We start from the raw sequence: 13,894 nt of genomic DNA, 5'->3' as shown, positions 1-13,894 counted from the left end.
CCAATTTGTTACTAACTTCCTTCTGGACAACTTTAAATTTGGATTAGTATTACTTTTGTGATGTATTCTGTTAACAAAAAGATCGCATAAGTATGTGTTAATATGCTTCTCCCCCCCAGCCGAACCAGTTCCTTTGCCTACATATCTTTTTATTTGAGTTGCGATAAATATAATTATCGCAACTAAAAAGTTTTATAAAAACCCTTAAGAAGGAGCTTTGCAAGCTTTGAATTATTTCGATTTGTTCAAATAATGAAATAATTGTAGGGTTTACTATGCCCATTATAGTTTATTATAAAACTAGTAGTTGCGATAATTATATTTATCGCAACTATGTTGTAAATTGTAATACTTGCTGATATACTCTTGTCAAAGTCAAAAAGGAGTATATTATTTTTATGTTATTAAACAAGCTAAAGGGTGGTTTGCCTAAATTCATTAAACATTTAACATACAATGAATACGCAAAAAATAGTATCAGAAGCTATCAAAAAGATATTTTGAAATTGATTGATTTTTTAGAGGGAAAAGATGGGAAACTGCAAAAGGAATATTTAATAGAGTATAAAAAATCAATGGAAATAAGGCTGAAACCTTCAAGCGTCAACCGCAGCATTGCGGCGGTCAACAAATTTTTAAAATTTATGGAGATGGATGATCTCACCCTAAAGGCTCTGAGAATTCAAGAACAGACCACCGCTCAACATGAGCTTACCCAAAAGGAATTTGACAAGTTGATTGAAAGCGCCTTCACGAATAAAAAGACGAAAACTGCGATGATTATGCTAACGCTTGCCTACACAGGAATACGCATAGGGGAACTGCAGTTTATCACCGTTGAGGCTATCAAGAGCGGTAAGGTTCTTATTAACAATAAAGGAACTGTACGCACGATTGTCATACATAAGGATTTACAAGGTCATTTATCCTTATATTGCAAGGAAAAAAATGTGAAAAGCGGTATTGTTTTTACGGGCAGTAAAGGCAGCCCTATTAGCCGTTCCTATATTGCACGTGCAATGAAAGAAGTAGCAGAGCAATGCGGAGTTGATCCAGCAATGGTTTTCCCCCATAATCTGCGGCACTACTTCGCCCGAAGCTTTTTAGACTGCGGCAATCCACTGTCGGATTTAGCGGATATTTTAGGACATAAAAGCATTGACACCACAAGACGTTATTTGAAAACCAGTGCCGAAACGAAACAAAAGCAGTTGGCAAAGCTGAAAATCATCCCGAACTGGCAAAAAAATTACGGGTTTCCTCAGAAAAAAATAATGTGACAACTATGTAAAACTAAATATGAAACGTAATTAGCGCAATTTGAAAGGATTGGGCTTTTTTGCATAAAAATGTGGGTGTGGTGCTCCCAGTCAAGTAGACAGTGAAAATAAAAAATTCTTTATGAGTGTTGATCCTTAAATTCTATTAAATTTTCTTGGTAGCATTCATTGTTGTAAAACGAAATATTTGTCTCAATGTTATTTCTTTAGAGTAGGTTTCTATTGGTTTAATTGCTCAGACCCCTTCTTCAAAATAAAGATCATTATTTTGCCAATCTTTTTTGTATCTTGGTGTACATCTAAATTTTTTGCTACTTCATTTAATGTGTAATGCTCCTCCTGCTAGAATGATATAATGGCTAACTGTTTCTTCAGTGAAAGAATATTTTGTCATAAAAAAATCCCCATTAGATAAACAGATTTTATTTTTTAATCTGTCTACCTAATAGGGAACCTATCACAATTGGAAATGCCATTTTTCTTTGGGTAAATATATTTTTATTAGGATTGTTCTACAGTTTCTTTTGTTTCTACTGCTTCAACAGGTGCTTGCTTTTTTTCCAAACCTAGGGCAATTTGCTCTAATTCTGGACGCAAAGTGTGCTTACCAGCATAGCTTTCGATCAGTTCCTTCACATCGATACCAGAAGTTTCTTTTAATGTTTCTTGTAGTGTAGACATTAAATTAGTTGCATAAGACGTAACCTTATTTGCTCCACTGCCTTCGCCACCACCAGTATCGACCACTGTAATTTTATCGATATTACCAAGAGGACTCGCAAGCTCTTTTGCATATTCTGGCATCATACGCACTACCATATCCAGCACAGCTGCTTGACCATAGTATTCAAAGGCTTCGGCAATTTTACGTTTAGCCTCAGCTTCTGCAAGACCTCGTAGTCGAATAATATCTGCTTCTGTCTCACCTTGCGCTCTTTCGGCATCTGCTTTAGCAAGACCATCCAAACGAATTTTCTCCGCCTCTGCTTTCGCTAACGATTCAATCCGATATTTTTCCGCATCAGCCTGCGCAAGCTCTCGCATTTTTTCGGCAGCGGCATTTTGTTCCACTGCATAACGATCCGCATCAGCCTTTTTCTTCACTTCAGAGTCATATTGCTTCTCACGACGTAAAATCTCTTTTTCTTCTAATTCAATTTGCTTTTGACGCTCAATAATGCGAATTTGCATTTCTTGCTCCGTAACTTCCTGCTTAGCACGAGCTGTTTCAAGCTCATAGGCTTGGTCAGCACGGGCTTTTGCAATATCCTGCTCACGACGGAACTCAGCTACCTTTAATTGATTTTCCTTTTCCGCTTCCGCAATTTCTGTCGCACGTTCTAGCTCTGCCTTTTGTGCTTCCTTAGAGGCTTCTGCACGTTTGATACGCGTTTCTTTCTCTGCATCTGCCGTCGCAATATCTGCATCTCGTTTTACCTGTGCAATTCTTGGTTTACCAAGTGAATCTAAATAGCCATTTTTATCTCGTACATCTTTGATCGTGAAGGATACGATCACAAGACCCATCTTAGCTAAATCCTGAGAAGCAACACGTTGAACTTCCTGTGAGAATTTATCACGGTTTTTGTAAATCTCCTCCACCGTCATGGAGCCTAAAATTGAACGTAAATGGCCTTCTAAAACCTCGCGTGCTTCCGCTTCACGCTCCGTTTTTTGCTTTCCTAAAAACTGCTCTGCTGCTGTTGCAATTTCAGAAATGGAGCCGCCAATTTTAATAATGGCTGTACCATCAGCCATAACAGGTACACCTTGTTCTGTATAAACTTCAGGCGTTGTTACCTCTAGTTTACTAGATAGTAAACTTAATGGCTGTGCTTGCTGGAAAATAGGGAATACAAATGTACCGCCCCCACGAATTATTTTAATGCGATTCCCCGACTCATCTTTATGTACATTTTTTGAGCCGAGATAGCTACCTGTCACAATCAGTGCTTCATCAGGACCCGCCGTACGATACTTTGTCACATATAAGCCGACTAGGGCGATTAATACAAATGCTACAATTCCTAAAACAATTAAAATATCGGTTGACATAGATAGATCTCTCCTTTATACAAATTTTTTCTCATACGTTCTGACAAAAAGTGTACCATCCTTCACATCTACAACAAGCACGGTCTCATCATAGTCAATGGCTTCATTATCATAGCCTGTTGCCCGTTTCGAAATCATACCACTTGTCGTTTCGATAACAACCTCACCAAAACCATTTACAGGAATTGGTACAATGACTTTTCCCAATTGCCCCCCTAGTGATTCCTCCGTATAAGCCAATGAAACATCAGCTGATCGCAGCGGAACAAGGACGAATAAATAAAACAAAGTACTTAAAATAACGCCGATGATACATGCAGCAATAATGTTCCAAACGCTAGAGAACCAGGCTAGTTTTTCTAAAATAAATCCTGCTGCTGACATCAACGTAATGAAAGATAGAATGACACTCGGATTAAAAATGGGCAGTCCTTCACCAATACCTTCGACAGCATCACCAAAAAACATAACGAGTATTGTGGCAAGACCAGCAAAAATCAAAACAACCAAAAAGATCTGTTCGAGTGAATAGCCAAATAGCGTCAAGTTGCTCACCCCTTTCATCATATTACCTACTATACGGATATACCCCTGGAAAAGTTTCGAAATTTTTCGCATTTTTCAAACAAAAATGGAGCAAGTCACCAGTTTCTTTAAATTCAGGGCAGTAAAAGTAAGAATCGCCTGCATGGACAATTTTTTAAGAGCTCTTAAAGTTGTCCAAAATACTATCTTAGCTAATAAAGGAGAACTAACAATGTCACAATATACAGAATTACTCAGTAAAATAAAAGAGCTTGAGGAGGCTTTAAAAACAAAGCAAGCTATTGTCCCTGCTCGAAAAGCCTCAAACATGCATAATGCTGCGTGGGAGTGGTTAAGAAATAAAGGTATTACAGATGGCACTCATCCTCAAAATTTCTTAACACGTGAGCAATTTGCGACAATGCTAAAAAGATATCATGATTCTTTCAATAAAAATTAATATTTCCTACCCCATACATAATTTTCGCTTCAATATATCATAATTTCATTTCTCTCTAACTGAACCATGTTACAATAGAAAAGAATTTTGGCAACTAAGGAGATATGGCATGAAACTTTCAACGATCTTAAATTTTTTAATTCTAGTATTTTTCACATTATTATTCGTGAATGATTTTTTCCCTGACACAACGATTGCAGCAGTCTTAACTAAAAAAATCATTCTTCTTCTATTAGTCGTGTTAGTTATCATACAGCTAGCTATCGATAAAGGTAGATATAAAAAATTGTCCAAAAAAGCCTATATTGGTTTGACGCTGTATACAGTTGGTTTATGGATTGTTTTAACACTGCTTGGTGGCCAGTCGCAAATCGGTTTATCGTTTACTAGCCCTCTTTTCTATATCATTGTCGTATTGCTTGTACTTGATTTACTGCGTATTTCACGCCAAACCAAACGCGATCAAAATGAGGAAAAGTAAAGCAAGAGTGGTGCTATCCGTCACTTCTATGGCTTAATCCAGCATTTTCTCATTTCTATCCTTCATATCAAAGGTTCTATCCGTCACTTTGGCGTTTCTATCCGTCTACAGCATAAAAAGCATGTCTATCGACTGGCACTCCAATCGGTAGACATGCTTTTCTTATGATTCTAGGACATTTAAAATTTCATCCAGTTCATTCACAGCTAGATCTAAGCGTTCCTTCGCCTCGATATTTTGCTGTTTTAAGTGATTAAACTCTAGTAAATTTTTCTCATGCTTTAATTTGATAGAAGATAAACGTTCAATGCGGGCTTCTACCTTTTCTATTGCTTGCTCACAGACTGTTGTCCAGAGCTTTTCTGATTGCTGCATTTCAGTCGTTGATGGGTTGTGTTGACGCATAATTCGGGCATAGACCATTTCAATTTGTTCAATTAATTCCGAATAGAAATGGCGCTCAACACGTGTTGTTTGGAATGTTGGATGCTCCACATCTTTTGCATAAGGGGTAATTTGACGCAATAGCTTTCCAGCATTTTCTCCAAATGCATGCGATAAATTCAAGACATTCATTAATTGTAATAATAAACGAATTTCTTCTAGATTAATAAGTTGTGAATCGATGCTTTCTTTTAACTTTAATGATTCCATATAACGTCGATCAAAATGTTCAATTTCGCCGTTGCGTTGCTCTACTAAATGTACACTTGCATTGTCTTTTAAGCTTTTAATATAGCGTATGGCATGGTTTTTCAGCTCTTCTTTTGACAGCAAGCTAACATTGTCTTGTTGTGGTTTTCCTCGTTGAACATACGCAAATGCATCCATTTTTTTGGGCCATTGTGCTGCTTGGGTTTCTTCTGAGACATTATAGCGTATATAAATTCCGTGCATTTTATATCCTCCAAGTCCATTAAACAAGTATCTCTAAAGACAATAAATCGAATACGACATTTTTTCAAGTAAAAAACTTTTAATAATTGAAAATCCTTCTTTTTAACAATAAATGAAAAACCCTGAATAGTCGATACTATTCAGGATTTTACTAGTTTTCATCAATTCATACTTACCCTTTGACAAGCTTCGTACGTATGCGATTCGAAACATACTCCACGAGTAAAATAAGCAGGACAAGTCCCAATAAAATGGACCCTACCTCAGACCATTTATATGCGTTCATCGCAAAAATTAATGGCGCACCGATTCCACCTGCTCCAACTAAGCCGAGTACGGTTGCATCTCGTAAATTCATATCAAAACGATAGATCACAATGGATAAAAATAATGCTGTTAGCTGTGGCCAAATACCGTAACGTATTTTTTCCAGCAACGTACAACCAATTGCCTCCATTGACTCTAGAATACTTTTATCTAAGTCCTCAATAACATCAACATAGAGCTTTGACAGCATTCCGATAGAAGTTAATGACATCGTCAGTACACCAGCAAATGGACCAGGGCCTGTTACTCTGATGAACATAAGACCATAGACAATGGCAGGAATCGTACGAATGATTATTAACAGTAAACGGACAACAAAAGCAATAGGCTTTGGCACAATGTTAGAAGCCGACAAAAAGGCTAAAGGGATGGCTAGCAATGCGCCGACAATGGTTCCAAGAAATGCTATGGCCATCGTTTCGATTAATAAATAAGGTACACCTGCTGTTGTCGTATTGACTAATAATGACCAATCGGGATTCAGCAATCCTACAAATATATTTTTAGCGATTTTTATCCCATTTACTGATATATTCTCAAAATGAATCGTTGTTATAGACCAAATAAATAAAAGACAAACGATCACAATTATCATGATGTATGACATGCGTCGATTTGATTGTAACTGTAATTGTTTTCCGATTGCATTCATAACATCACCTCTACATTAATTTTTTACGGAAATATTCGCTCGTTGTTTCAATGATAAAAACAGTACCAACAAGCATTAAAAGAATCATGCCCACATTCTCGTAGCTTCTCCAGCCTAAACTTTCATTGAGCAGCAGGCCGATTCCCCCTGCACCGACGTATCCTAAAATAGACGCATAACGAACATTCCCTTCAAAGCAAAACAATGATGTCGACAAGTAGTTAGGAAGGATTTGTGGCAGGATGGCAAAACGAAAGGCTTGAATGGTCGTTAGCCCCATCGACTGCATGGCCTCGTAGGCTTCCATATTAGCGTTTTCTATTTGCTCATATAATAGCTTTCCAACATATGCAATGGTAAATAGGAAAATGGCTACTGTGCCAGCCATCGTTCCAAGCCCAAAAATAAATGTCGCAATAAGTGCAATAATCAGTGTCGGTAAAGTTCGAAGTAGGCTTAAAATAAACTTACTTACCAGCGCAATTCCTCTATGCTTGGTTATATTGGTCGCTGAAAGAACGGCTATTGGTAAGGCACATATAGCCCCCGCAATAGAGCCAAATAACGACATTTTAATCGTATCGAAGAGCGGCTGCCATAGCTTTGATAAGTAGGCCCAATTCGGTGGAATCATCTGTTGTAGGATGACAAAAAATTGTTGAATTCGGTTCACTAAAATTTCTAAGCTAAAGCCTGTAATACGAATGGCAAGCACAGTTAATACGAATAGAATAAGCCACACGATTGGCTTGAATGACCGTTTTCCCAGCACTTCTTTGCCATTAGGCAATACTATTTTTTTCGGTGATAGCAGCTTCCATCGCATGGTTCGTTACGCCTCTTTCCTGATTCGTATTGTGATAGATGAACGCAAGCGTTTCCTCGTTGATTTCATCGGCTTGTCCATCAAAGACAATTTCACCACCACGTACACCAATAACACGTGTTGCGTAAGCTAATGCCAAATCAACATGATGAATGTTAATCAAAATGGTCATGTTTAGCTCTTGGTTAATCCGTTTAAAGTCCTCCATAACTTGCTTTGCTGTTACAGGGTCTAACGATGCAACAGGCTCGTCAGCTAAAATGATTTGAGGATTTTGAGCAAGCGTACGAGCTAAAGCAACACGCTGTTGCTGTCCACCCGATAACTGATCGACACGTACATAGGCCTTATCTAAAATACCAACCTGATCAAGTGCCATTAATGCTTTACGCTTTTCCTCTTTCGTAAAAATGCCTAAAATTTTTCGCCAGGCAGGCATAGTCGGTACAAAGGAAACCAACACATTTTGCAAAACTGATACACGAGTAACAAGGTTAAAAGATTGAAAAATCATGCCAATATTACGGCGTAGATGGCGAATACCCTTGCCCTTGAGTCGATGCACATTCACATCATTAACATGCAATGTTCCCCCCGTAATATCATGCATTTTATTAATACAGCGCAACAGTGTTGATTTTCCTGCACCCGATAAACCGATGATAGCCACAAATTCACCTTGCTCAATTTGAAGATTAATTTGCTGTAAGGCAAGATAACCATTTGGATAACGTTTTTCTACTTCCTTAAACTCAATCATTGTACCGCTCCATTTCTAAAAAAGAATCTCACCGAATGAATGAAAGAAGAATCTGCTTTCTGCGGGATAACCGCAAGCCACAGATTCTTCACCTTCAAGACTGACTTTAGTTCGAACCTAGATTTTGCACTAATTTCTGTGCTTTACGCTCATTGTCATAGTCACTATCCTTTGCAGCCTGATAGCCTTCATGGCTATAGATAGCAATCACTTCTTTCCCTTTTTCAGTGTTGCCAATATTTATGAATGCCTGTTGAACTGCCTCTTTCAACTCTGCTGTCATAACCTTTGAGTTTTTACTCACACTAATCGTGTCATTATAAATAGCGGGCATAACACCAATCAAATCTGTCTCCTCCCAAATGGAAGCAGAGCGGGCAAATTCGCCTTGCCAGCTTTCTTCATAATCGCGACGTGCATCTGCATATGTGACCAAAACATCCGTTTGACCTGCTGCTAAACGGGCAAAGGCACTCCCATAAGAATCCGCCTGAACAACCTTCGTTAAATCAGGAATTGTTTTATCAAAATTCTCATGTAACCATAATGTTGGATAAATATAGCCCGCTGGTGAAGAAGAGGACATGACGTTCCAAGTAGCATCATTTAAATCTTCAAACGTTAATTTTTCACCGTTATTGACTTTCGCTGCTAATGCTTTCCCTTTTTCAGATGGCCCTGCCACCAAAATGGCTCTATAAGAAGTGGCCTGTGTTGTTGTCGGAGCAGTTGGCTTGTTTTTATTCCAATCAATTGGATGATCAGAGTCATTATTTAAGCCTGCACGTGTAGCTGTTAAAATGACTTCTGCACCATCATCATAGAGCACATAAGTTCCCCCAGGAATTAAGCCAATATCGGTCGTACCTGCAGATAAGGCTTCACCCACTGCTTCAAAATTTGTTCCTACTGTAATATCGATCTCACCTACATCAAAGCCTAATTTTGCGAGCTCGTCCTTCAGCAACCCCTTTAAAGGTTCTGTTGCTGTAATAATTTCATCTGGATTACGTGAAGGCACAAAGCCAATCGTTAATTTGTCTACTGATTCATTGCCACTCGCCTCAGTAGACGTCTCTACAGTTTTATCAGCACTTGATGTACTAGTAACTTCATTTCCACATGCCATCAAGAACACAGAAAGCATGCACATTAACGTCAAAAGTAGTAATTTCTTCAAAGTGTTATCCTCCCCATTTTTGAAATGCTTCCTCAGTATATACAGTTAATATTTTCCTAGTGTTAAAAAAGAGTAAATCTATGTATCTAATTCGTAAAATAGTATTTTGATATTGTAAATACGCTATTTTCCTGGCTATTACTTTATATACTGTGGATATACTACTAATCGGAGGATCACTTATGACGATAAAAACCATACAAATACTTGCAACTAGCGATATTCACGGCTATATTATGCCAACTACTTTCCGAAACAATCATAATGAAGCAATTGGCTTAGCAAAGCTAGCAACCATCATCGAGGAAAAACGGCTTGAAATGCCTACCCTCTTAATTGATAATGGTGACTTTATTCAGGGAAGTCCCATGACTTTTTATCACCAGAAATTCCAAACACAAGAACCGAATCCATTGATTCAAGTTGCCAATGAGCTTCAATATGATGCCATGGTATTCGGCAATCACGAATTTAATTATGGTCAAGAGACGTTACAATCTATTAGGAGCCAATCCAATTTTCCATGGCTAGGAGCAAATATCGTTACAGAGGATGGCAAGCCATTTACGAAGCCTTATATACTAAAAGAAGTAGATGGTGTTCGATTGGCTATTTTAGGTGTGACCACGCATTTTGTAACAAAATGGGAAGAACCGCTCCATATCCAAGGCCTTCACTTTGAGGATGCCTTTTCGAGTGCTAGCTACTGGGCAAAATGGATTCGTGCTAATGAACAAATTGATGTTCTCATTCTTTGCTATCACGGGGGATTTGAGCGAAATCTTGAAACGGGAGAATTGCTTGAAGCAGAGGATGGTGAAAATCAAGGGTACCGCATGTGCGCAGAAATTGATGAAGTCGACATTATTATTTCTGGTCATCAACATCGTGAGATTTGCACAACTATTATGGGAAAATCCGTTGTTCAACCTAGTACTAAAGGAGTTTGTCTCGGTAGCATTCAACTCGAAATCGAGATGGATGACCAGCATACGATCCAAACGATTTCTCATACACCATCTCTTATTTATAGCGCTGAAAGTACAATACCTAATGCAGCTGTTTGTCAGCTTATCTCTCCTATATTTGAAAAAACCGAAGCCTGGTTAGATGAAACGATTGGTGTGATCCAAGGAGATTTACAAATCGAAGATCCGTTTCTAGCACGCATTCAAGAGCATCCTTATATAGAGTTTATCAATCGCATTCAAATGGCGACATCCGGAACTTCTATTTCTTGTACGGCTCTTTTCCATGATGAACGAGGTGGCTTAAAGCAAGCTGTCACCATGCGTGATATTGTTACAAACTACATCTATGCCAATACATTAAAGGTACTTCGATTAACCGGACAGGACATCTTGCTGGCCCTTGAACAATCTGCTAGTTATTTTACGGTCGAGGCAGGACAATTAAAAGTGGCAGAGCCATTTCTTTATCCTAAGGCACAGCCCTATAATTATGATATGTGGGAGGGTATCGAATACATCTTTGACATATCCAAACCGATTGGTGAACGTGTGACAAAACTTTTGTACAATGGCAAGGCTATCCAAATGGATGCGGAATTTGATGTCGTAATGAGCAGCTATCGTGCTACAGGAGCAGGGAATTTTGACTTTTTAAGAAATTGCCCCGTTGTAAAAGAAATACAAATTGATATGACCGAAATAATGGCTGATTATATTTTAAAGCATCCCTTCATCAAAGTAACTTGTAATCAAAATTGGCAAGTACAGTTCTAAATAAAAATGCCAAATTCCTTGTAAGCACTACAGGAATTTGGCAATCTTTATGTGTATCTATTTAAGCCTGTTGGCGAATGTCTTGAATGCTCTTCCCCTCAGTAAACGCATGAATTGATGCAATGGAGCCCACCGATTTAAAATTTGCCTTGTCATAGACGTTGGCAACCTGTTCACTAATCGGTAATATCCAAAGATCCTCTAATGCCTGTTTCACTGACTGCTGTTGGATATGTTGCAGCATATAGCCGATTAAACCTCGACCACGATAGTTTTCAGTTGTTGCAACACTTTCGATCCTTCCTTGATTTCCTGACACAAAAATATTTGCCGAGCAGCACGCCACCCCATCTAGTCTTAATAGATAATACGTAAAATGTGACGAATGATAGGTTTGCTCAAATGCCTTTTTTATTAATGAAGGCTCTCCAAATGCAGCAATGCTCATTTCTACTGCTAATGCTTCCTCCATATTTGCATCCGTTACACGCTCAATTTGAATGGCAGGATTAGGTGGAAGTATCGCATATTCACCGTTCCAGTATTGAATTTCGTTGACAAAATGCTCATATTGAAAGCCATGTGATTCTAATGCTTTCATACATAACTGATTTTCTTCAAGATTATATAAATAAATCCGTGGAATCAGAGATTTTGATTGATAGAACGCTTTGATAGCTTGTAAAAACGCATCTGGCTGTTCAATCTTTCTCCAAATCTGTGCATGATTTGCATCATAATAGGTTGGAATAGACTGATTGTAAAATAAGACCCCCTCCTTACAAATCTCCACTTCACTGAAACTCTTCACATACTCTCTATCTAGCTGCATAATGCGTTCTAAATTAAACATGCTCTGCGCCCCCCTCTAACCATCTTTCATATAAATGTTCTAATTGTATTTCAAGCTTCTGCCGTTGTTCTTTAGCAAGCGATGGTTGTTGTAGTTTTATCTCTAATTTTTCAATTTGTTGTTCAATCAGTAGTTCTTTTTTAGGTGGCTGTGTTTTATTTGCTGGTTGTTTTTCAATCGTTTTCTTTGTGAATTCCTGTCTTTTTTGTTTAGCCCACTCATAATCTCCCTCAAAAACCTGAATTGTTTGATTATCTATCCATGCTGTTTTCGCGAAAATTTTCTGTAAGAAATAGCGGTCATGGGACACACCAATGATTGTGCCTTCAAAGGATTCTAGTGTCTCTTCCAAAACTTCTCTTGCTTCAATATCTAAATGGTTGGTCGGTTCATCTAGGATTAGTACATTAATATCCTCATGCATTAGTTGTGCCAAACGTAGACGCATTTTTTCTCCACCACTTAAGTCCTTCACTTTTTTAAAGACATCATAGCCATAGAATAAAAATCGTGCGAGAATATGCCGGGCTTCAGCCTCTGACACTGCAACATTTTCACGAAAGGCATCAATTAATCGGATAGAAGGATTTTGATGTTCAAATTGCTGTGAGAGATAGCCAAATTTCACATTGCTACCAACATAACAGATTCCACGCTTCGGAACGATTTCCCCTAGCATCATTTTTAATAACGTTGACTTCCCACTACCATTGTTCCCAACAATCGCCAATCTTTCCCCAAAATAAACAGCGAGGTTGCTGTCCTTCAATAAAGGTTTATCATATCCATGATGAACCCCTTCTAATAGCACTACCTCTTTGCCACTACGCTCAGCCATTGTTAGCGCTAAATCCATTTTCTTTTTGGTGATTGGCTTCTTTACTCGCTCGATACGTGCCAGTGCTTTTTCCATACTCTTAGCACGTCTATGCATAGACGCATTTGGCGGGTTCGCTTCATTCGCCCACTGCTTTAAACGTTTAATCGTTTCTTGCATTTTTTTAATTTTCTTTTGTTGCTCCTCATAATTTGCAAACTGTTGTTCAACCTTTGCTTCTTTTTGTGCTATAAAAGCATCATAATCGCCGTTATACGTAAAAGCCTCTCCATCCTCAATTTCGATAATCTTTTGCGCTACTTGATTCATAAAATGCCGGTCATGAGAGACGACAATGACAATGCCCTCAAAGTTTCGTACATAGTTTTCAAGCCACTCAATTGCCTGCATATCAAGATGGTTCGTTGGTTCATCTAATAACAAAATAGAAGGCTTTTTCAATAAAATTTGCCCAAGCATTACCTTTGTTTTTTCTCCGCCACTTAAACTGTTAAACGGTTGTTCTAGCATATCCGTAATACCTAGTCCATTTGCGATCATGGCTAACTGGGTGTCTACTTCATAGCCCCCCAGCAACATAAACTGCTCCTGCACTCGCCCGTATTGCAATAATATTTTATCCGTTACCGTTGACTGCATTTCTTGCTCAAGTGCTGTCATTCTTGCTTTCATTGCATAAATATCCGAAAATGCCTCCTCCAGCACTTCTTTCACAGCATGTTGTGGATAGTGGGGAATTTGATGTAAATAGCCAATCGTTGCTTCCTTACTTTTAATAATTCGCCCCTTTTCAGGTATTTCTACACCTGCAAGTAGCTGTAGGAGAGTCGTTTTACCACTGCCGTTCACACCGACAATCGCCACATGCTCGCCACTATTTACCTCTAGCTGTAAATTTTCGAATACTATATTGCCACCCATAATTTTTTGTAGTTGTTCAGCTTTCATTTGCATCGTTTTTTCCTCCAATGAAACGTGCGAAAACATCTTTAGAACACAAAAAAGACTGCTCCTT

Annotated in this window: 13 protein-coding genes; 4 read left to right on the top strand and 9 right to left on the bottom strand. The window is 38.4% G+C overall.

The features are described 5' to 3' along the window. The first annotated feature begins 398 nt into the window (after positions 1 to 398). Positions 399 to 1,280, top strand: coding sequence for a tyrosine-type recombinase/integrase (locus tag NV349_RS06975; RefSeq protein WP_271912728.1), 882 nt, complete (start codon positions 399 to 401; stop codon positions 1,278 to 1,280). Between the two features lie 501 nt (positions 1,281 to 1,781). Here NV349_RS06975 and NV349_RS06970 read toward each other — a convergent pair. Both NV349_RS06970 and NV349_RS06965 read right to left on the bottom strand, forming a co-directional pair. Further along, positions 1,782 to 3,335, bottom strand: a complete 1,554-nt coding sequence (locus NV349_RS06970) for a flotillin lipid rafts scaffold protein FloT (protein WP_058844285.1) — start codon at positions 3,333 to 3,335, stop codon at positions 1,782 to 1,784. A gap of 15 nt (positions 3,336 to 3,350) precedes the next feature. After that, positions 3,351 to 3,881 (bottom strand): NfeD family membrane protein, encoded by a 531-nt coding sequence (locus NV349_RS06965; RefSeq protein WP_082673732.1) that lies wholly within the window; start codon positions 3,879 to 3,881, stop codon positions 3,351 to 3,353. A gap of 211 nt (positions 3,882 to 4,092) precedes the next feature. On the opposite strand from NV349_RS06965, the gene NV349_RS06960 reads away from it, so the two are divergent. Next, the gene (locus NV349_RS06960) at positions 4,093 to 4,320 is read left to right on the top strand and encodes a hypothetical protein (RefSeq protein ID WP_058844283.1); all 228 of its coding nucleotides are present in this window, start codon (positions 4,093 to 4,095) and stop codon (positions 4,318 to 4,320) included. Between the two features lie 109 nt (positions 4,321 to 4,429). Continuing rightward, positions 4,430 to 4,801: a hypothetical protein gene (locus tag NV349_RS06955; protein ID WP_036126979.1), complete on the top strand. Its 372-nt coding sequence runs from the start codon at positions 4,430 to 4,432 to the stop codon at positions 4,799 to 4,801. A 162-nt stretch (positions 4,802 to 4,963) separates the two neighbouring features. On the opposite strand, the gene NV349_RS06950 is transcribed toward NV349_RS06955, so the two are convergent. The 5 genes from NV349_RS06950 to NV349_RS06930 all read right to left on the bottom strand — a co-directional run bounded on the left by NV349_RS06950 (position 4,964) and on the right by NV349_RS06930 (position 9,443). Further along, positions 4,964 to 5,698, bottom strand: a complete 735-nt coding sequence (locus NV349_RS06950) for a hypothetical protein (RefSeq protein WP_036126981.1) — start codon at positions 5,696 to 5,698, stop codon at positions 4,964 to 4,966. A 172-nt stretch (positions 5,699 to 5,870) separates the two neighbouring features. After that, the gene (gene phnE, locus NV349_RS06945) at positions 5,871 to 6,677 is read right to left on the bottom strand and encodes a phosphonate ABC transporter, permease protein PhnE (protein WP_036126983.1); all 807 of its coding nucleotides are present in this window, start codon (positions 6,675 to 6,677) and stop codon (positions 5,871 to 5,873) included. Between the two features lie 10 nt (positions 6,678 to 6,687). Continuing rightward, positions 6,688 to 7,503, bottom strand: a complete 816-nt coding sequence (gene phnE / locus NV349_RS06940) for a phosphonate ABC transporter, permease protein PhnE (protein WP_271912723.1) — start codon at positions 7,501 to 7,503, stop codon at positions 6,688 to 6,690. Continuing rightward, the gene (gene phnC, locus NV349_RS06935; protein ID WP_036126991.1) at positions 7,460 to 8,263 is read right to left on the bottom strand and encodes a phosphonate ABC transporter ATP-binding protein; all 804 of its coding nucleotides are present in this window, start codon (positions 8,261 to 8,263) and stop codon (positions 7,460 to 7,462) included. Before phnC ends, phnE (NV349_RS06940) begins: the two co-directional genes overlap by 44 nt. Positions 8,264 to 8,369: 106 nt before the next feature. Further along, positions 8,370 to 9,443 carry a phosphate/phosphite/phosphonate ABC transporter substrate-binding protein gene (locus tag NV349_RS06930; RefSeq protein ID WP_271912722.1) on the bottom strand — a complete coding sequence of 358 codons (1,074 nt, stop codon included), beginning with the start codon at positions 9,441 to 9,443 and terminating at the stop codon, positions 8,370 to 8,372. Positions 9,444 to 9,625: 182 nt separating this feature from the next. On the opposite strand from NV349_RS06930, the gene NV349_RS06925 reads away from it, so the two are divergent. Next, positions 9,626 to 11,188 carry a bifunctional metallophosphatase/5'-nucleotidase gene (locus NV349_RS06925; protein WP_271912720.1) on the top strand — a complete coding sequence of 521 codons (1,563 nt, stop codon included), beginning with the start codon at positions 9,626 to 9,628 and terminating at the stop codon, positions 11,186 to 11,188. A gap of 61 nt (positions 11,189 to 11,249) precedes the next feature. Here NV349_RS06925 and NV349_RS06920 read toward each other — a convergent pair whose 3' ends face one another. Together NV349_RS06920 and abc-f are read right to left on the bottom strand one after the other, a co-directional pair. Then, positions 11,250 to 12,041: a GNAT family N-acetyltransferase gene (locus NV349_RS06920; RefSeq protein WP_271912718.1), complete on the bottom strand. Its 792-nt coding sequence runs from the start codon at positions 12,039 to 12,041 to the stop codon at positions 11,250 to 11,252. Continuing rightward, the gene (gene abc-f, locus NV349_RS06915) at positions 12,034 to 13,833 is read right to left on the bottom strand and encodes a ribosomal protection-like ABC-F family protein (protein ID WP_271912717.1); all 1,800 of its coding nucleotides are present in this window, start codon (positions 13,831 to 13,833) and stop codon (positions 12,034 to 12,036) included. The genes NV349_RS06920 and abc-f overlap by 8 nt, the downstream gene beginning before the upstream one ends. Between the last annotated feature and the right edge of the window lie 61 nt (positions 13,834 to 13,894).

This window comes from Lysinibacillus sp. OF-1 (assembly GCF_028356935.1).
Classification (GTDB): Bacteria; Bacillota; Bacilli; order Bacillales_A; family Planococcaceae; genus Lysinibacillus; species Lysinibacillus fusiformis_D.
The sequence above is the reverse complement of the archived record's forward strand: the minus strand, read 5'-3'. Positions and strand labels throughout refer to the sequence as shown.

Bases quoted from the DNA above. Each gene is read 5' to 3' on its own strand.
- NV349_RS06975 (WP_271912728.1), top strand. From the start codon at position 399: ATGTTATTAAACAAGCTAAAGGGTGGTTTGCCTAAATTCATTAAACAT.
- NV349_RS06970 (WP_058844285.1), bottom strand. From the start codon at position 3,335: ATGTCAACCGATATTTTAATTGTTTTAGGAATTGTAGCATTTGTATTA.
- NV349_RS06960 (WP_058844283.1), top strand. From the start codon at position 4,093: ATGTCACAATATACAGAATTACTCAGTAAAATAAAAGAGCTTGAGGAG.
- NV349_RS06955 (WP_036126979.1), top strand. From the start codon at position 4,430: ATGAAACTTTCAACGATCTTAAATTTTTTAATTCTAGTATTTTTCACA.
- NV349_RS06950 (WP_036126981.1), bottom strand. From the start codon at position 5,698: ATGCACGGAATTTATATACGCTATAATGTCTCAGAAGAAACCCAAGCA.
- phnE (WP_036126983.1), bottom strand. From the start codon at position 6,677: ATGAATGCAATCGGAAAACAATTACAGTTACAATCAAATCGACGCATG.
- phnE (WP_271912723.1), bottom strand. From the start codon at position 7,503: ATGCGATGGAAGCTGCTATCACCGAAAAAAATAGTATTGCCTAATGGC.
- phnC (WP_036126991.1), bottom strand. From the start codon at position 8,263: ATGATTGAGTTTAAGGAAGTAGAAAAACGTTATCCAAATGGTTATCTT.
- NV349_RS06925 (WP_271912720.1), top strand. From the start codon at position 9,626: ATGACGATAAAAACCATACAAATACTTGCAACTAGCGATATTCACGGC.
- NV349_RS06920 (WP_271912718.1), bottom strand. From the start codon at position 12,041: ATGTTTAATTTAGAACGCATTATGCAGCTAGATAGAGAGTATGTGAAG.
- abc-f (WP_271912717.1), bottom strand. From the start codon at position 13,833: ATGCAAATGAAAGCTGAACAACTACAAAAAATTATGGGTGGCAATATA.